This is a genomic window from Pseudomonas sp. CP-1, assembly GCF_021213715.1.
Classification (GTDB): domain Bacteria; phylum Pseudomonadota; class Gammaproteobacteria; order Pseudomonadales; family Pseudomonadaceae; genus Pseudomonas; species Pseudomonas aeruginosa.
In genome coordinates, this window is the sequence record NZ_JAJQKY010000019.1 from 35664 (window position 1) to 54007 (window position 18344).

General features: G+C 65.6%; 10 protein-coding genes. 8 read left to right on the forward strand and 2 right to left on the reverse strand.

Annotated elements, in window-relative coordinates:
• Positions 1-182 precede the first annotated feature (182 nt).
• On the reverse strand, positions 183-989 hold the full coding sequence (gene trpA / locus LT948_RS26720; RefSeq protein WP_003097337.1) for a tryptophan synthase subunit alpha: 807 nt from the start codon (positions 987-989) through the stop codon (positions 183-185).
• On the reverse strand, positions 986-2194 hold the full coding sequence (trpB, locus tag LT948_RS26725) for a tryptophan synthase subunit beta (protein ID WP_003097340.1): 1209 nt from the start codon (positions 2192-2194) through the stop codon (positions 986-988). The genes trpA and trpB overlap by 4 nt, the downstream gene beginning before the upstream one ends.
• Positions 2195-2297: 103 nt before the next feature.
• Here trpB and trpI point away from each other — a divergent pair, with 103 nt between their 5' ends.
• The 8 genes from trpI to LT948_RS26765 all read left to right on the forward strand — a co-directional run bounded on the left by trpI (position 2298) and on the right by LT948_RS26765 (position 18317).
• Positions 2298-3185: a trpBA operon transcriptional activator TrpI gene (gene trpI, locus LT948_RS26730; protein WP_073656889.1), complete on the forward strand. Its 888-nt coding sequence runs from the start codon at positions 2298-2300 to the stop codon at positions 3183-3185.
• Positions 3186-3285: 100 nt separating this feature from the next.
• Positions 3286-3501, forward strand: a complete 216-nt coding sequence (locus LT948_RS26735; RefSeq protein WP_003097345.1) for a dodecin — start codon at positions 3286-3288, stop codon at positions 3499-3501.
• 183 nt (positions 3502-3684) lie between these two features.
• Positions 3685-3912, forward strand: coding sequence for a DUF1161 domain-containing protein (locus LT948_RS26740; RefSeq protein WP_003097347.1), 228 nt, complete (start codon positions 3685-3687; stop codon positions 3910-3912).
• Positions 3913-4209: 297 nt separating this feature from the next.
• Entirely contained in the window at positions 4210-5898 is a 1689-nt protein-coding gene (tpsB2, locus tag LT948_RS26745) for a two-partner secretion system transporter TpsB2 (protein ID WP_014603455.1), read from the forward strand.
• A gap of 112 nt (positions 5899-6010) precedes the next feature.
• Positions 6011-16618, forward strand: coding sequence for a two-partner secretion domain-containing protein (gene tpsA2, locus LT948_RS26750; RefSeq protein WP_209364649.1), 10608 nt, complete (start codon positions 6011-6013; stop codon positions 16616-16618).
• Between the two features lie 666 nt (positions 16619-17284).
• Positions 17285-17605 (forward strand): hypothetical protein, encoded by a 321-nt coding sequence (locus tag LT948_RS26755; RefSeq protein WP_034059389.1) that lies wholly within the window; start codon positions 17285-17287, stop codon positions 17603-17605.
• A 44-nt stretch (positions 17606-17649) separates the two neighbouring features.
• Positions 17650-18036: a toxin glutamine deamidase domain-containing protein gene (locus LT948_RS26760; protein WP_079381385.1), complete on the forward strand. Its 387-nt coding sequence runs from the start codon at positions 17650-17652 to the stop codon at positions 18034-18036.
• A complete protein-coding gene (locus LT948_RS26765; protein ID WP_010792422.1) occupies positions 18036-18317 on the forward strand; it encodes a YrhB domain-containing protein in 282 nt (93 codons plus the stop codon). The genes LT948_RS26760 and LT948_RS26765 overlap by 1 nt, the downstream gene beginning before the upstream one ends.
• The last annotated feature ends 27 nt before the right edge of the window (positions 18318-18344 follow it).

The window sequence follows — 18344 nt, forward strand, 5'->3', positions numbered from 1 at the left end:
AACCTTCTTTGAATGCGTTGGCTATTTGGGTGAGGCGCTATTCAAGGCTTCGGCAGAGTCGGCGGACAATAAGACGTTTCTGAAAGTGACCGTGAATTTTTCCTCACGGTTCTGGCAGCGTGCAACGCAAGGCCAGGCGCAGCGGGTTGCCTGCGCCTGGCGAATGCCGCTGTCAGGGTCTGTCAGCGTGCGTTGCGCACGCCTTCGGCCAGCTCGCCGCACAGGGCGAGGACATCCTTGACCGCCTGGGCATTGTCGCGGGCCTTGGCGATCCGGTCGATCAGCGCCGAGCCGACCACCACGCCGTCGGCCAACCGCGCGACCGCGGCGGCGTGTTCGGCGCTGCGGATGCCGAAGCCGATACCGATCGGCAGGTCGGTATGCCGGCGCAGGCGCGCCACCGCTTCCTCGACGTGTTCCAGGGTCGCCGCGTTGGCGCCGGTGACGCCGGCCACCGACACGTAGTAGACGAACCCGGAACTGCCTTCTAGCACCGTCGGCAGGCGCTGGTCGCCGGTGGTCGGGGTGGTCAGGCGGATGAAGTCGAGGCCGGCGGCCTGGGCCGGGTGGCAGAGGTCTTCGTTGTGCTCCGGCGGCAGGTCGACCACGATCAGGCCGTCCACTCCCACCTCCTTCGCCTCGGCGATGAAGCGTTCGACGCCGTAGTGGTGGATCGGGTTGAAGTAGCCCATCAGCACCAGGGGCGTCTCGCTGTCGCCGCTGCGGAATTCGCGGACCATCTGCAACGTCCTGGCCAGGGTCTGGCCGCCGTCCAAGGCGCGGATGTTGGCCAACTGGATGGCCGGGCCGTCCGCCATCGGATCGGTGAACGGCATGCCCAGTTCGATCACGTCGGCTCCGGCCGCCGGCAGGCCTTTGAGGATTTCCAGGGAAGACGCGTAGTCCGGGTCGCCGGCGGTGACGAAGGTCACCAGGGCGGCGCGGTTTTCCTGCTTGAGCTGGGCGAAGCGGGTCTGCAGGCGGCTCATGCTTTCGACTCCTGTTGCATGTGGTGCATGACGGTCTGCATGTCCTTGTCGCCGCGACCGGACAGGTTCACCACCATGATGTGCTCCTTGGGCAGGCTGGGCGCACGCTTGAAGACCTCGGCCAGGGCATGGGAGCTTTCCAGTGCCGGGATGATGCCTTCGAGGCGGCAGCAGGTGTGGAAGGCCTCCAGGGCTTCGTCGTCGGTGATCGAGGTGTACTCGACGCGGCCGGTGTCGTGCAGCCAGGCGTGTTCCGGGCCGATGCCGGGATAGTCGAGGCCGGCGGAGATGGAGTGTGCGTCGATGATCTGGCCATCCGCGTCCTGCAGCAGGAAGGTGCGGTTGCCGTGCAGCACGCCGGGAACCCCGCCGTTCAGGCTGGCCGCGTGCTTGCCGGTGTCGATGCCGTGGCCGGCGGCTTCCACGCCGACGATCTGCACCCCGGCGTCGTCGAGGAACGGGTGGAACAGGCCCATGGCGTTGGAGCCGCCGCCGATGCAGGCGACCAGCGAATCGGGCAGGCGCCCTTCCTTCTCGGCCAGTTGCTCGCGGGTTTCCTTGCCGATCACCGCCTGGAAGTCACGGACCATCGCCGGGTACGGATGCGGGCCGGCGACCGTGCCGATCAGGTAGAAGGTACTGTCGACGTTGGTCACCCAATCGCGCAGCGCCTCGTTCATGGCGTCCTTCAGGGTACCGGTGCCGGCGGTCACCGGGATCACCTCGGCGCCCAGCAGCTTCATGCGGAAGACGTTGGCCTGCTGCCGGTCGATGTCGGTGGTGCCCATGTAGATCACGCACTGCAGGCCGAAGCGCGCGGCGACGGTGGCGGTGGCCACGCCGTGCATGCCGGCGCCGGTCTCGGCGATGATGCGTTTCTTGCCCATGCGCCGGGCCAGGAGGATCTGGCCGATGCAGTTGTTGATCTTGTGCGCGCCGGTATGGTTCAGCTCCTCGCGCTTGAGGTAGATCTTCGCCCCGCCGCAGTGCTCGGTCAGGCGCTCGGCGAAGTACAGCGGGCTCGGCCGGCCGACGTAGTCGCGCTGGAAGTAGGCCAGTTCCTCCTGGAACGCCGGGTCGTCCTTGGCCTTCTCGTACTCGCGGGCGAGGTCGAGGATCAGCGGCATCAGGGTCTCGGCGACGTACTGGCCGCCGAAGCGGCCGAACAGGCCCTTGGCGTCGGGGCCGTTGCGATAGGAAGTCATGGAGGGCTCCAGGAAATGACGTATGGGCAGAATCTAATCCCCCCGCCGGGTAAAAGAAACCGATAAGATTGCGCAAACCTGTCAGAAAAACTCACGAATAGCCATGAGCCGCGACCTGCCCTCCCTGAATGCCCTGCGCGCTTTCGAAGCCGCTGCCCGGTTGCACAGCATCAGCCTGGCGGCCGAGGAACTGCACGTTACCCATGGCGCCGTGAGCCGGCAGGTGCGGTTGCTCGAGGACGATCTAGGGGTGGCCCTGTTCGGCAAGGATGGGCGCGGCGTAAAACTCACCGATTCCGGCGTTCGCCTGCGTGACGCCTGCGGCGATGCGTTCGAGCGACTGCGTGGCGTCTGTGCCGAGCTGCGCCGGCAGACCGCCGAGGCCCCGTTCGTCCTCGGCATACCCGGCAGCCTGCTGGCGCGCTGGTTCATCCCGCGGCTGGACCGGCTCAACCGTGCCCTCCCCGACCTGCGCCTGCAACTGTCCACCAGCGAGGGCGAGTTCGATCCGCGTCGTCCCGGCCTGGACGCCATGCTCTGGTTCGCCGAGCCGCCCTGGCCGGCGGACATGCAGGTCTTCGAACTGGCGCCCGAGCGCATGGGCCCGGTGGTCAGCCCGCGCCTGGCGCAGGAAACCGGCCTGGCCCAGGCGCCCGCCGCGCGGCTGTTGCAGGAGCCGCTGCTGCATACCGCCTCGCGACCCCAGGCCTGGCCGGCCTGGGCCGCGAGCCAGGGGCTGGCGGCGGAGGCGCTGCACTATGGCCAGGGGTTCGAGCATCTCTACTACCTGCTGGAAGCGGCGGTGGCGGGCCTCGGCGTGGCCATCGCCCCGGAGGCGCTGGTCCGCGACGATCTCGCCGCGGGCCGCCTGGCGGCGCCCTGGGGCTTCATCGAGACCGATGCGCGCCTGGCTCTGTGGGTACCGGCGCGCCTGCACGATCCGCGTGCCGGGCGCCTGGCGCAATGGTTGCGGGAGCAGTTGGCAGGCTGAGCGCTGGCGATTTGCTGCACTTTTCCGGCTCGGCTAGTGTCCATTGAACAGAGGCGCCCGTCGGGCGCGAAGAACCAGGCATCGTCCGGGGAGAGAGTTCATGTCCAATCACCACACCTACAAGAAGATCGAACTGGTCGGCTCGTCCAAGACCAGCATCGAGGACGCCATCAACAACGCCCTCGCCGAAGCGGCGAAGAGCATCCAGCATCTGGAATGGTTCGAGGTGGTGGATACCCGCGGGCACATCGAGAACGGCGCCGTCGGCCATTACCAGGTGACCCTGAAAGTAGGGTTCCGTATCGCCAATAGCTGATGGCGCCCTGGAAACCTGTCCACGATCGCCTGCGCCCTGGAAAGGCCGCCGTGTCTTTCCGCTTCGCCGGATCATGCACAGGCTATGAGGGCGGCGTGCCTCCATGGGCGGCGCGCTCGTCTCAACCTTGCCGCATTTGGCAAGCCTGACCCGTTCGGGTCTTCATCCATGCAACGAGGGAATGTGTTCATGAAGAAGTTGATGTTGGCAGTCGGCCTGTTTGCCGTGGCGGGCAGCGCATTCGCCGCCAAGCCCTGTGAGGAACTGAAAGCCGAGATCGATGCGAAGATCAAGGCCAACGGCGTTCCGGCCTACACCCTGGAAATCGTCGACAAGGGCAGCGTCACCGACAAGAAGGTAGTCGGCACCTGCGACGGCGGCACCAAGGAAATCGTCTACCAGCGCGGCTGATGCAGCGCCTGCGACGAGCAGTATCCGGGGCCGGCTTTCCCATGGGAGCCGGCCCTTTCTTTTTTGCCGCGATGAGTACCCTGCCAACGATGGGTCTTGTTGCAGTTCGTCGAGAAAGCGTGCCATCTAACGGATTAATCCAAAAGTCTGTGTTAGGTTTTTCGGCACGCCCAGATGGCCTTGTGCCTTAATTCCGGATTGTCCGACTCATGGAAGACGGATTTCGGAATATTCCTGCTTACCCGCTGTAGCCGCTGGGCCAACATCGCGCCTTTCTGTATTTCAAGGAATGAAATCGTGGCTCTCCATCGCCTGGCCTTTATCTTCCTGTGCCTGCCGCTCATGGCCAGCGCCGCCCCCTTCACCTCCCCCGGCGACCGCGACCTGATCCGCGACCGCCAGCAGCGCCTGCTGGACGAACAGCGCAAGCGCCTGGAGGAACTCCAGCAACTGCCCGGCAAGGGAGCGCCCGCCGCTGCGGATGCCTCCGGCGACGACGAGCGCTGCTTCGAGATCCGCCGCATCGAGCTGGAAGGCGCCGGGCACCTCGACGAAAGCGCGCGTCGCCAGTTGCTGGCGCCCTACCAGGGGCGCTGCCTGGGCGTCGGCCAGCTCAATGCGCTGCTCAAGGCCGTCACCGACCATTACCTGGATCGCGGCTACGTTACCACCCGCGCCTACCTGCCACAGCAGGACCTGGCCTCCGGGACCCTGCGTATCATCGTCGTCGAAGGCCGCCTGGAGGGCCTGGACAGCTCCGCGCTGGCCAGCCCGCGCGAACTGGCGATGAGCTTTCCGGGCAGGACCGGCGAGCTGCTCGACCTGCGCGAACTGGAGCAACTGGTCGACCAGTTGAGCCGCCTGCCGTCGCGCCAGGCGCAACTGGAGCTGGTGCCCGGCAGCGAGGTCGGCGGCAGTCGGGTGCGTCTCAAGGGCGAGCGCGACAAGCCCTGGCGGGTCTCCGCCACGCGCAACAACGACGGCGACGTCAGCACCGGCGAGCAGCAGATGGGCCTGGGCCTGGACTGGGACAGCCCGCTGGGCCTGGCCGACCAGCTCAACCTGCGCGCCAACCGCGACGCGGTGACCGACCGCTGGCGCCATTCCGACAGCCAGAGCCTGTTCTACAGCCTGCCCTGGGGCTGGTGGACTTTCACCTACGGCTACAGCCAGAGCGACTACCGCACGCGCAACGAGGCCAGCGGCTTCCCCTTCAAGCTCGATGGCGACAGCCGCAGCCACCAGTTCCGCGCCGAACGCGTGCTGCACCGCGACGGTGTGAGCAAGACCGCCATGAGCCTGGGGCTCAGCCACCAGCGCACCAACAACTATGTCGAAGACACCCGCCTGGAAGACCAGAGCACGCGGATCACCGAGACCCAGCTCGGCTTCAACCATGGCCGGCGGATCGGCAGCGGTTTCGTCAACCTCGACCTCGGCTGGCAGCAGGGCATCGGCGCCCTTGGCGCGCAGGGTCGCGGCCACCCGCAGGCGGGCGATCCGAATGCGCGCTACGACAAGTACAGCCTGACCCTCAGCTACCTGCAGCCGTTCCAGCTATGGGGCGAGCGCTTCAGCTTCGACAGCCTGGCCACCGGGCAGAGGAGCGAGGACGTGCTGTTCAGCCCGCAGCGCATCAGCCTCGGCGGCAACAGCTCGGTGCGCGGCTTCAAGGACCAGACCCTGACCGGCGACAGCGGCGGCTACTGGCGCAACCAGTTGCGCTGGCGGCGCGCGGTGGAATGGGCGCCGCTGCGGCCCTGGCTGCAGGAATACGGCGTGGCCTTCGCCTACGACGTCGGCGTGATCCGCCACGACCGCTACAACGACGGCGCCAGCGGGCGCATGAGCGGCAACGCCATCGAACTGGATGCCCGGGGCCGCTATTTCGCCGCCAGCGTCGGCTTCGCCCGCTCGCTGGAGCGGCCCAGCGCCATCGAGCGGCGCGAGCACCCGATCTATTTCCGGGTCGACGCGTTCTTCTGAATACGCGGCGACCTCCTGAACGCTTTAGGAAAGCGCCTACCTGCATCGAGGCCCTTTCCTTGGAAAACCTTGCTTAACCTCGCCGGGCCCCTACCCGCCAAGGAGTAACGATATGGACATCCGCAGCCCGCTGAACCAGTGCATCGCCCTGTCCCTGGCCGGCATCCTGTTCCTCAACCCGATCGTCGCCGCGGCGGCGGGGCTGGCGCTGGACAAGGCCGCCGGCGGCAACACCGGCCTGGGCCAGGCGGGCAACGGCGTGCCCATCGTCAATATCGCCACGCCCAACGGCGCTGGGCTGTCGAACAACCATTTCCGCGACTACAACGTCGGCGCCAACGGGCTGATCCTCAACAACGCTACCGGCAAGACCCAGGGTACCCAGCTCGGCGGGATCATCCTCGGCAACCCCAACCTCAAGGGCCAGGCGGCGCAGGTGATCCTCAACCAGGTCACCGGCGGCAACCGCAGCACCCTGGCCGGCTACACCGAGGTGGCCGGGCAGTCGGCGCGGGTGATCGTCGCCAACCCGCACGGCATCACCTGCCAGGGCTGCGGCTTCATCAACACGCCGCGCGCGACCCTCACCACCGGCAAGCCGATCATGGACGGCCAGCGCCTGGAGCGCTTCCAGGTGGACGGCGGCGACATCGTCGTCGAAGGCGCCGAACTGAACGTCGGCAACCTCGAACAGTTCGACCTGATCACCCGCAGCGCCAAGCTCAACGCCAAGCTCTACGCGAAGAACCTCAACATCGTCACCGGCCGCAACGACGTCCAGGCCGACAGCCTGCAGGCCACGCCGCGCGCCGCCGATGGCAGCGAGAAGCCACAGCTGGCGATCGACAGCTCGGCGCTGGGCGGGATGTACGCCGGGGCGATCCGCCTGGTCGGCACCGAGCAGGGCGTGGGGGTGAAGCTGGCCGGCGACATGGCCGCCAGCGGCGGCGACATCCGCATCGACGCCACCGGCAAGCTGAGCCTGGCCCAGGCCTCCAGCCAGGGCGACCTGAAGATCGCGGCCCAGGCCGTGGAGCTGAACGGCAAGACCTACGCCGGTGGCAGCGCCGAGATCCGCAGCGCGGAGGAACTGGTCAACCGGCAGAGCCTGGCGGCGCGCGAACGCATCGCGCTGGAGGCGGCGCATATCGACAACGCCGGGGTGATCGAAGCCGGCGTCGAGCCAGACGAGCGGCGCAACGCGCGCGGCGACCTCGAGCTGCGCAGCGGCACCCTGCGCAACGCCGGCAGCCTGGTGGCCAGCCGCGCGCTGGAAGCGAAGGCGAGCCAGGCGCTGGACAACCAGGGCGGCAGCCTGAAGGGGGCGACCGTCCGGGTCGACGCCGGGCACCTGGACAACCGTGGCGGCAAGCTGCTCGCCGAGGGCGAACTGCGGGTCGAGGCGAGCAGCCTGGACAACCGCCAGGACGGCCTGTTGCAGAGCCGGGACCGCGCCGTGGTCAAGACCCGTGGCGATCTCGACAACCGTGGCGGCCAGGTGATCGGCCTGAACGACCTGGAGGTCGGCGCGGCGACGCTCGACAACGGCCAGCAAGGCCTGCTCGGCAGCCAGCAGTCCACCCGCGTCAGCGCCCAGGCGCTGGTCAACCGGGGGGACGGCGAAGTCTCCGGCAAGCGCGTCGAGGCTCGCGTCGGCAGCCTCGACAATCGCGGCGGCAAGCTGATCGGCGACGACCTGCTGGTGGTCGCCAGCGGTGCCATCGACAACCGCCTCGGCTTGTTCTCCGCAGCCAACCGCCTCGACCTGCGGGCGCGCAGCCTGGACAACAGCGGCAAGGGCACGCTGAGCAGCCGGGGCGGCCTGGAGGTCAGCCTCGGCGGCCTGCTGGACAACCGCGATGAAGGCAACCTGCTCAGCCAGGGCGCGCAGCGCGTGACGGTGGGGCAACTGGACAACCGCGCCGGCGGCCTGCTGTCGAGCCGCAGCGAGTTGAACGTCCACGGCGCCAGCCTGGACAACCGTGGCGGCGTGCTGGTGGCCGACGCCGGCCTGAGCGCCACGGGAGGCGCCTTCGACAACCGCGACGGCGGCAGCGCCAGCGGCAAGGCTGGCGTGCGCGTGGAGGTCGCCAGCCTGCGCAACGACCAGGGTGGCAAGCTGCTCAGCGATGGCCGCCTGGACCTCGCAGCGAACGCCGTCGGCAACGCCGGAGGGCGTATCGCCGCCAAGGGCGACCTGCAGGCGACGCTTGGCAGCCTGGCCCAGCAAGGTGGCGAACTGGTCAGCGAAAAGACCCTGAAGGTCGCGGCCGACACGCTCGACAACAGCCAGTCCGGGCTGATCGCCGCGAATGGCGGCATCGCTATCGAGGCGCGGCAGGTCGACAACCGCGCCGGCGAGATTTCCAGCACCTCGAAGGTCGCCGTGAACGCCCGCGAGCAACTGGACAACCGCGGCGGCAAGGTCATCGGCGACAGCGGCCTGCGCCTCACCGTGCAGCGCCTGCTGAACCAGGCCAAGGGGGTGCTGGCCGGGCGCGACGGCCTGAGTCTGGACGGCGGCGAACTGTTCAACGGCGACGGCGGTCGGCTCGACAGCCAGAACAGCCTGAGCGTGAGCCTCGGCGGCGTGCTGGACAACCAGGGCGGCGCGCTGGTCAGCGAAGGCAGCCTGACGGCGCGCGCCGCGCGCCTGGACAACCGTGGCGGAACCTTCTCCAGCGCCGGTGCGCTGGCGCTGACCAGCCAGGCCGCGCTGGACAACCAGGGCGGCAGGCTGCTCAGCGATGCCGGCGTGACGCTGAAGGGCGCCAGCCTCGACAACAGCCGTTCCGGCGTGATCAGCGCCAAGGGCGCGGTGGATATCCGCACCGGCGCGCTGGACAACAGCCGCAACGGCGGCATCGGCAGCAACGCCGGCATCACCCTGGTGGCCGCCCGGCTGGACAACGGCCAGCAGGGCCGGATCAGCGCCAAGGGCCTGCTCGACGCCAACCTGAAAGGCCTCGACCAGCGCGGAGGCGGCGTTCTGGTCAGCGAAACCGGCGTCACCCTCGACCTCAATGGCGGCACGCTGGTCAACCGCGACGGCGGCCTGATCGCCACGCCCGGCGCGCTGCTGCTGCGCCAGCTCGGCGCGGTGGACAACGGCGCCGGCGGGGAAATCTCCAGCGACCGCGCCTTCACCCTCGCCGCCGCCAGCCTGGACAACCGCGGCGGGCGCCTGATCGGCGCCGACAGCCTGACCCTGCGCATCGCCCAGGCCCTGGACAACAGCCTGGCCGGGGTGATCTCCGGCGCCGCCGGCCTGGACATCGCGGCCGCTCGCCTGGACAACAGCGCCAAGGGCACCCTGGCCAGCCGCGCCGGCATCGACCTGCGCGTCGACGGCGCGCTGGACAACCACGCCGAAGGCACCGTCTCCGGCGCCCGCCTGACGCTCGCCAGCGCCTCGCTGGACAACAGCGGCAAGGGCCTGCTCTCCGGCAACGCCGGCCTGAGCGTCGTCACTGGCGCGCTGGACAACGCCGAGGGTGGCCAACTGATCAGCCAGGGCGTGCTGGACGTCAGCAGCGCCGACCTCGACAACCGTGGCGGCGCCCTCAGTGGCAAGCAGTCGCTGCGCCTGAGCGCCGCCAACCTGGACAACCGTGGCGGCCTGCTCACCAGCGACGGCGAACTGGAACTGACGGCAGGGCGCGTCGATTCCGCCGACGGCGGCGAAATCTCCGCCCGGGGCGACCTGCGCCTGACGGTCGAGCGCCTGGTGCAACGCCAGGGTCGGCTGATCGGCGAGCGCGGCGTCAGTCTCGACCTGCGGGGCGGCGACCTGGACAACCAGGGCGGCCTGATCAGTGCCCGCGGCCCGCTGAGCATCGAGAGGCTGAACGTCCTCAACAACCGCCAGGGCGGCGAGATTTCCAGCCAGCAGGGCTTCGAGCTGCTGGCCAGGCGCATCGACAACGGCCAGCAGGGGCGCATCATCAGCGCCGGGAAACTGCGCCTGGACGCCGACGCGCTGGGCAACGCCGGCGCCGGCCTGCTCTCCGGATGGCAGGGCCTGACGGTGACAGGCGGGAGCCTGGACAACAGCGCCGGCGGCACCCTTTCGAGCAAGGACGGCGAGCTGGCCATCAGCCTCGGCGGCGCGCTGGACAACCATGGCCAGGGCGCCCTGGTCAGCAAGGGCGCGCAACGGATCGACGCCGCCAGCCTGGATAACGCCCAGGGCATTGTCTCCGGCGAAAGCGACGTGACCCTGAGCATCGCCGGAAAGCTGGACAACGGCCAGGGCGGCCTGGTCTCGGCGCAGCGCGCGCTGAGCTTCGAGCGCGACGATACGCTGCTGAACAACGCCGGCGGCCGGATCAACGGCGGCAGCCTGCTGCTCAAGGGCGCCAGCCTGGATAACAGCGACGGCCAGTTGATCAGCCAGGGCCGGCTCGACGCCATCCTCGGCGGCGCCCTGGTCAACACCGGCGCGGCGCGCCTGGCCAGCGGCGGCGACCTGCTGCTGCGCAGCGCCAGCGTCGACAACCGCGGCGGCAAGCTGGTCAGCCAGGGGCTGCTGGAGATCAGCGCCGGCAGCCTCGACAACAGCGCCTCCGGCACCCTCGCCAGCCAGGCCGACATGAGCCTGCGCCTGGGCGGCGGCGCCCTGCGCAACCAGCAGGACGGGCTGATCTTCAGCCAGGCCGGCGCCCTCGAGGTGCAGGCCGGCAGCCTGGACAACCGCCAGGGCACGCTCCAGGCCCAGGGCGACAACCGGCTGCGTATCGGCGGCGCGCTGGACAACCAGGGCGGCCGCCTGGACAGCCGGGCCGGCAACCTCGACCTGCAGAGCGGCAGCCTCGACAACGGCGCCGGCGGCGTGCTCAACAGCGCCAAGGGTTGGCTGAAGCTGGTCACCGGGCTGTTCGACAACAGCGCCGGCGTCACCCAGGCGCAGTCGCTGGAGATTCGCGCCGGGCAAGGCGTGCGCAACCAGCAGGGCCATCTCTCGGCGCTGGGCGGCGACAACCGCATCGTCACCGCCGACTTCGACAACCAGGGCGGCGGCCTCTACGCCAGCGGCCTGCTCAGCCTCGACGGCCAGCGCTTCCTCAACCAGGGCGCGGCGGCGGGCCAGGGCGGCAAGGTCGGCGCCGGGCGCATCGACTTCAGCCTGGCCGGTGCGCTGGCCAACCGCTTCGGCCAGTTGGAAAGCGAAAGCGAGCTGCACCTGCGTGCCGCCGCGATCGACAACAGCGGCGGCAGCCTGCGCGCCCTCGGCCGCAGCGGCAGCACGCGGCTGGTCGCTGGCGACCTGAACAACGCCTACGGCGTGCTGGAAAGCGCCAACCAGGACCTCGACCTGCAACTGGGCAGCCTGGCCAACGCCGGTGGGCGCATCCTCCACACCGGCAACGGCACCTTCGGCCTGGATTCCGGGCAGGTGATCCGCGCCGGCGGGGAACTGACCACCAATGGCCTGCTGGACATCCGCGCCAGCGAATGGACCAACAGCAGCGTGCTGCAAGCCGGACGCCTGAACCTGGACATCGGCACCTTCCGCCAGACGGCCGAGGGCAAGCTGCTGGCGGTGCAGTCCTTCACTGGCCGCGGCGGCGACTGGAGCAACGACGGCCTGCTGGCCAGCGACGGCAGCTTGCGCCTCGAGCTGAGCGGCGGCTACCGTGGCAACGGCCGCGCCACCAGCCTCGGCGACTTCGCCCTGAACGCCGCCAGTCTCGACCTCGGCAACGCCGCCAGCCTCGCCGGCGGCGCCAATGTCACGCTCGGCGCCGGCAACCTGCTGGTCAACCGTGGGCGGATCACCGCCGCCGGCGACCTCGTGGCCAGCGCCGCGAGCCTGAACAACTACGGCACCCTGGGCGGCGGCGGCAACCTGCGATTGAACGCGCCCGCCCTGCTCAACGAGCGCGGGTTGCTGTTCAGTGGCGCCGACATGACCTTGCGCGCCGGCGACATCACCAACCTCTACGGGGATGTGTACAGCCTCGGCAGGCTGGATATCGCCCGCGACGATGCCGGCAACCGTGCCGCCAGCCTGCGCAACCTTTCCGGGGTGATCGAGAGCGGCAAGGACTTCAGCCTGCGTGCCAGCCTGATCGAGAACCGTCGCGCCGTGCTGGAAAGCAAGTCGGGCCTGTACACCGCGAAGATGGAGCAGACCGCCTGCATCGAAGGCGTCAACGCGGGCGACTGCAGCGGCAAGCGCAACGCCATCTGGACCATCACCCAGCGCGACAAGACCGAGGTAACCGCCAGCAGCGCCATGGGGCAACTGCTGGCCGGAGGCGACTTCGCCATCGACGGCGGCACCCTGAACAACCTTTCCAGCCTGATCGGCAGCGGCGGCAACCTCACCGCCAACCTCGAAGTCCTCGACAACCAGGGCCTGGAAACCGGCGAGCTGGAAACCATCCGCGTGCTGCGTACCGCTCGCGGCGGCGATATCGGCGGCATCGACCAGAAGTCGCGCAACTTCACCAACCTCTACTGGTACCAGAGCGCCAATTTCGACCCGGCGCGCGCGGGCGAGATTCCCGCCGCGCTCAACGCGATCCTCAGCGACTGGTCCTTCGAGTACGAATTCCCGAGCAAGGGGCCGACCCCGATCAGCAGTGGCGACCAGTCCTACGCAGCGGTGATCCAGGCCGCCGGCGACGTCACGGTCAATGCCAGCACGCGCATCGACAACGGCGTCACTCGCCCCGGCTACACCTTCGTCGGCAGCGGCCGCCAGGTGGGCGACAGCGCGGTGGGCGGCAGCGGGGTTTCGGTGGTCGTGCCGCTGACCTCGCAACTGCCGCCCGACCTGGCGCGGCGCCAGGTCAACCCGGTCACCCTGCCCGGCTTCAGCCTGCCCCAGGGCGACAACGGCCTGTTCCGCCTCAGCTCGCGCTTCGCCGAGGACGGCAACGGCAGCGCCGCGCTCGGTGCCGGCGCCGACCGCACCCAGGGCGGCAGCGGCGTCTCGGTCGGCCAGCAGGGCGCCGGCAACGCCGCCGGTACCTGGCAGGGCCAGGGCGTGCGAGTCGACGGCCTGGCTGGCGCGGCCAACGTCCAGGGTCAGGGCGGCAGCGCGCTCGGCGGTAGCCTGCCGGGCGTCGCCCGGGTCCAGGGCGTGCCCGGCAACGCCACGCCGAGCGCCAGCCACAAGTACCTGATCGAGACCAACCCGGCGCTCACCGAGCTGAAGCAGTTCCTCAACTCGGACTACCTGCTCAGCGGCCTGGGCATGAACCCGGACGATAGCAAGAAGCGCCTCGGTGACGGTCTCTACGAGCAGCGGCTGATCCGCGACGCGGTGGTGGCGCGCACCGGCCAGCGCTACATCGACGGGCTGAGCAGCGACGAGGCTCTGTTCCGCTACCTGATGGACAACGCCATCGCTTACAAGGACAAGCTCCAGCTGCAACTGGGCGTAGGTTTGAGCGCGGAGCAGATGGCGGCGCTGACCCACGACATCGTGTGGCTGGAAGAGGTCGAGGTGAACGGCGAGAAGGTCCTCGCGCCGGTGGTCTACCTGGCCCAGGCGGAGGGTCGGCTGGCGCCCAGCGGTGCGCTGATCCAGGGCCGCGACGTGAAGCTGGTGAGCGGCGGCGACCTGCATAACGTCGGCACCCTGCGCGCGCGGAACGACCTCTCGGCGACGGCCGACAACCTCGACAACAGCGGCCTGATCGAGGCCGGCAAGCGCCTCGACCTGCTCGCCGGCGACTCGATCCGCAACCGCCAGGGCGGGGTCATCGCCGGGCGCGACGTGAGCCTCACCGCGCTGACCGGCGACGTGATCAACGAACGCAGCGTGACCCGCTACGACAGCGCGCTCGACGGCCGCACCTGGGAGCGCAGCTTCGCCGACAGCGCCGCGCGGGTGGAGGCGGCGAACAGCCTGAACGTCCAGGCCGGACGCGACATCGCCAACCTCGGCGGGGTGCTGCAGAGCCGCGGCGACCTCAGCCTCGACGCCGGACGCGACGTCACCGTCGCCGCCGTCGAGGACCGCCAGGGCCAGACCCGCTGGAACACGTCGCGGCTACAGAGCGTGACCCAGCTTGGCGCCGAAGTCAGCGCCGGGCGGGACCTGAACGTCAGCGCCGGGCGCGACTTCAGCGCTGTGGCCAGCGCCCTCGAAGCGCGCCGCGACATCGCCCTCTCCGCCGGGCGTGACGTGACCCTGGCGGCGGCGGCGAACGAGGAGCATGCCTACAGCAAGACCAGGAAGGTCACCTACCAGGAAGACAAGGTCGCCCAGCAAGGCACCCGCGTGGATGCCGGCGGCGACCTGGCGATCAATGCCGGACAGGACCTGCGCCTGATCGCGAGCCAGGCCAGCGCCGGCGACGAAGCCTACCTGGTGGCCGGCGACAAACTGGAACTGCTGGCCGCCAACGACAGCAACTACTACCTGTACGACAAGAAGAAGAAAGGCGACTTCGGCCGCAAGGAAACCCGGCGCGACGAAGTCACCGACGTCAAGGCGGTGGGCAGCCAGATCAGCAGCGGCGGCGACCTCACCCTGCTCAGCGGCGGCGACCAGACCTACCAGGGCGCGAAGCTGGAATCGGGCAACGACCTGGCCATCGTCAGCGGCGGCGCGGTGACCTTCGAGGCGGTGAAGGACCTGCACCAGGAAAGCCACGAGAAGAGCAAGGGCGACCTGGCGTGGCAGTCGTCGAAGGGCAAGGGCCAGACCGACGAAACCGTGCGCCAGAGCCAGATCGTGGCCCAGGGGAATCTGGCGATCAAGGCCGTGGAAGGGCTGAAGATCGACCTCAAGCATATCGACCAGAAGACCGTGAGCCAGACCATCGACGCGATGGTGCAGGCGGATCCGCAACTGGCGTGGCTGAAGGAGGCCGAGCAGCGCGGGGATGTGGACTGGCGCATGGTGCAGGAGGTGCACGATAGCTGGAAGTACAGTAACTCGGGCATGGGGCCGGCGACGCAGATAGCTGTCGCCATCGCGGCGGCAGCCATCGGTGGCATGGCGGCAGCGGGAGCGCTCAGTGGAGCAGGAGTGGGTGCCAGTAGCTTCGCCATGGGCGCAGGAGTTGGTGCGGCAGGAAGCCTGTCGGGCACGGCAGCGGTCAGCCTGATCAACAACAAGGGCGATCTCGGGAAGGTGCTGAAAGACAGCTTCAGTAGCGACAGTCTGAAGCAGATTGCTATTGCGAGCCTGACCGGGGGGCTGACGGCTGAGTACTTCGACGGGATTCTTCAGACCAAGACTGATCCGCTTACTGGAAAGGTCACGGTAGACCTCAGCAGCCTATCTGGTGTTGGTCGCTTCGCTGCCAATCAGGCGATGCAGAACGCTACATCCACTGTACTGAGCCAGGCCTTGGGCCAGGGCGGGAGCCTGAACGAGGCGCTGAAGAGCGCGCTCTACAACAGTTTCGCGGCGGCAGGTTTCAACTTCGTCGGCGATATCGGCCAGGAATACAGCCTGAAGCCAGGCGATCCTTCGATGGTGACCATGCACGCCCTGATGGGTGGCCTGGCGGCGCAGGTCAGCGGTGGCGATTTCGCCACGGGCGCCGCGGCGGCTGGCGCCAATGAAGCGCTGGTGGCCAAGCTAGACCAGGCCTTCAAGAGCTTGAGCCCTGAGAACCGTGAAGCCATGGTCACTATGGGGTCGCAATTGGTTGGTGTTCTGGCTGCGGCGGTACGCGATCCCGATGCGACAGGCAAAGCTCTGGAAAGCGCTGCTTGGGTAGCGAAGAACTCGACGCAATACAACTTCCTCAACCATCAGGATGTGGCCGATCTGGATAATGCCTTGCAGAAATGCAAGTCCCAGGGAAATTGCCGTCAGGTAGAGGAAGAGTTCAAGGCGCGTAGCGACGAGAACCGGCGGAGGTTGAATGGCTGCGTGGCTGTGGGTAATTGCGCGGAGATTCGTGCGGAGATCGATGCGGGGTCTACGGCTCTCAACGAGCTGGTGGCCCGGCAGGAAACAGCTAATCCGGGAGGAAGTGACAGCGATATAGCCTACGGTTTCCTGATGGGCCGAAATGTTGTCGACTGGACGACGGCTGGTCAGTTGCACCTGGAGCAGACCGCCAACCTCTGGTGGAACGGCAATCCACAGTGGCAGAAGGAAGTCGGTGCATACCTGGACCAGACGGGGTTCAATCCGTTCGGAATCGGCGTTCCGGCAATGGGCGGTGCCGCTGGCAAGGTAACGGCCAAGGCGCTCATGAATGCGCTGAAGGCGGGAGAGTTGCCCAAAGGAGAGGTGGCCCCAGGAAAGGCTAATCTGCCTACCATTGGGGCGTTGGCGGATGCTGAGGCGGGAATGCCTTATACCCATCCAGTTAAGCTCGCCGCAAAAGCGACTGGGACAGCAGGGAAGATTAAGATTGAAGCCGGCGCAATACCTGACGCAAATGAAGTACGTGCAGGACAAGGGTTATCTGGTCTTGGGTACGATGTTACGCACCAAACCACTGCGTCAGCTAAAGGTATTCAAGGGCAGCGAACTGCGGACTTGCATGTTGATGGACTCGGTTCCATTGATGTGTATACGCCGAAGAATCTTGATCCGACAAAGATAGTTCGAGCGATAGAGAAGAAGTCGAATCAAGCCGGCGGAGTCTTGGTGCAGGCGGACTTGCCAAGCACTGACATGTCGTCCATTGCTGCTCGTATGTGGGGGAAGACTAACGCGCAGAGTATAAAAACTATATTTTTCCAGAAACCAGACGGATCATTGGTCCGATTTGATCGACCTGCTGGAGGAGGCTGATTATGCCGAAGTACACGTGTACCTGTGGCTACGTTATGAACCTTTCGCAAGGATGGTCAGACTATGAGTTGACTCTAATTCCTGAGTCAGCAATAGAGAGCTTGGGGGATAGGCTAGATAGCGAGGATAAGCTGTCTTCTGATCAGTTATATGAAGCTCTTGATGAAAAGGCCATTACGGTGTACCGATGCCCGAAGTGTAGAAGGTTGCACTTGGAGGAAGAGCCAAATAGATTCACCACTTATATAGTTGAGTAAGCTTTGCTGCGAGAGCCTGAGTGCTTCGGAGCAAGAAGGACTGAAAGCTATTCAGAACCTTCATAAAGGGACAGATTTATTTTCTCTACTCTAATTTTCTGAGCATGGAGGCTCCAGCGCAGATGTCGTAAAGGAACTTCGCGATGCCTAGGTAAGGGCGCATGGTTTAGCGAATTATTTGCTTTGAGCGTTTCAGAGTGGGCGCCGTCGCTGAAATTAGAGTAGTAAAAATAAATCTGTCCCCTTTTTTACAATCACCAACTTCTGGTAATTTTATACGAACAGTTGATATGGGTCGGCCTATTGGAATTGATGCCAAAGCTGGGGGGCAGCCTACTAATTTCATGACGGTGATTACCGATTCAAAGGGTAATTTGGTAAACACATTTCCTGGGAAGACTTTCTAATCATGTATTATTTGATGATATGGGATAGATATTTAGCCTCCATCGGGCGAGACGGTTGTCTTGATAAAGTTGAGATTCCTTTGGATGTGGCAAATTTTTTCTTTCGTCTGGATGTCGAGCAATATCCAATTCTTTCCAGCTTAAGCTTCGATGATTACGATATGTTCTCTGGGGCGCAGATTGACTCTCTTGTAGGTGAGCTATGTTCTGTTGCAAGCATAAATCCGCTAATTTCCGAAACAGTTGAATCGATGGTGGATATAATGCTTAAGGCGAGGGCTTTAGGGAAAAATATATTGTTTGACCCGTTCAAGGTAGACTAGTTGGTGCAAAAGCGACAGGTGGAGCCGATCAAACTGCGGGCTCAATCAAGAATGTTAATCCGGGTTATCCAGAAGCTGGTCGAACTCATAACTGTGTCAATTGCTCTATTGCTACTGATGCAACACTGGCAGGAAATCCTGCATCGGCCTTGCCAATCAACCATACGAAGGGTGTTCCGTTGAGTGTGCTGGAAAAACAATTCGACTCTAAATTTGGCCCTGTAACGGCACCTGAGAATATTGCGCAGCAAATGGCAAACTCCGGAAATGGTGCTCGTGGAGTTGTATTTGGATCTTATGGTCCGGGTCAGCCAGGCCATGTTTTTAATGTGGTTAATCAAAATGGTGTTGTTAGATTCCTTGATGGACAGACTGGGAAACCGGCAAATTTAGGTGACTTCAAATCACTGCAATTATTGAGGACTAATTGATGATCACTTATGCGTGTGCATTGAAGAAGGCAAAGGAACATTTAATGGATTCGGAAGTCCCTTTGCAAATTACATATGAGGGTGAGTTTTCCGAAGGGTGGTATTTCTGCTACCAGTCAAAGGAGTTTATGGAAACCGGTAATTTGTCAGCTCAACTCGCAGGGAATGCGCCATTTTTGATTGATAGGCAATCTGGTGAGCTTCATATTCTCGGAACAGCAAAACCTTTAGAGAGTTATTTGGATGACTACATAAAAAACAAATCCGTGAAGTTGGGGTGATTTAGTGCTGCAAAAGGGGCTGTAATT

What these genes read in the sequence shown, in the direction of transcription:
- trpA (WP_003097337.1), bottom strand. Translation starts at nt 989, where the DNA reads ATGAGCCGCCTGCAGACCCGCTTCGCCCAGCTCAAGCAGGAAAACCGC.
- trpB (WP_003097340.1), bottom strand. Translation starts at nt 2,194, where the DNA reads ATGACTTCCTATCGCAACGGCCCCGACGCCAAGGGCCTGTTCGGCCGC.
- trpI (WP_073656889.1), top strand. Translation starts at nt 2,298, where the DNA reads ATGAGCCGCGACCTGCCCTCCCTGAATGCCCTGCGCGCTTTCGAAGCC.
- LT948_RS26735 (WP_003097345.1), top strand. Translation starts at nt 3,286, where the DNA reads ATGTCCAATCACCACACCTACAAGAAGATCGAACTGGTCGGCTCGTCC.
- tpsA2 (WP_209364649.1), top strand. Translation starts at nt 6,011, where the DNA reads ATGGACATCCGCAGCCCGCTGAACCAGTGCATCGCCCTGTCCCTGGCC.
- LT948_RS26755 (WP_034059389.1), top strand. Translation starts at nt 17,285, where the DNA reads ATGTATTATTTGATGATATGGGATAGATATTTAGCCTCCATCGGGCGA.
- LT948_RS26765 (WP_010792422.1), top strand. Translation starts at nt 18,036, where the DNA reads ATGATCACTTATGCGTGTGCATTGAAGAAGGCAAAGGAACATTTAATG.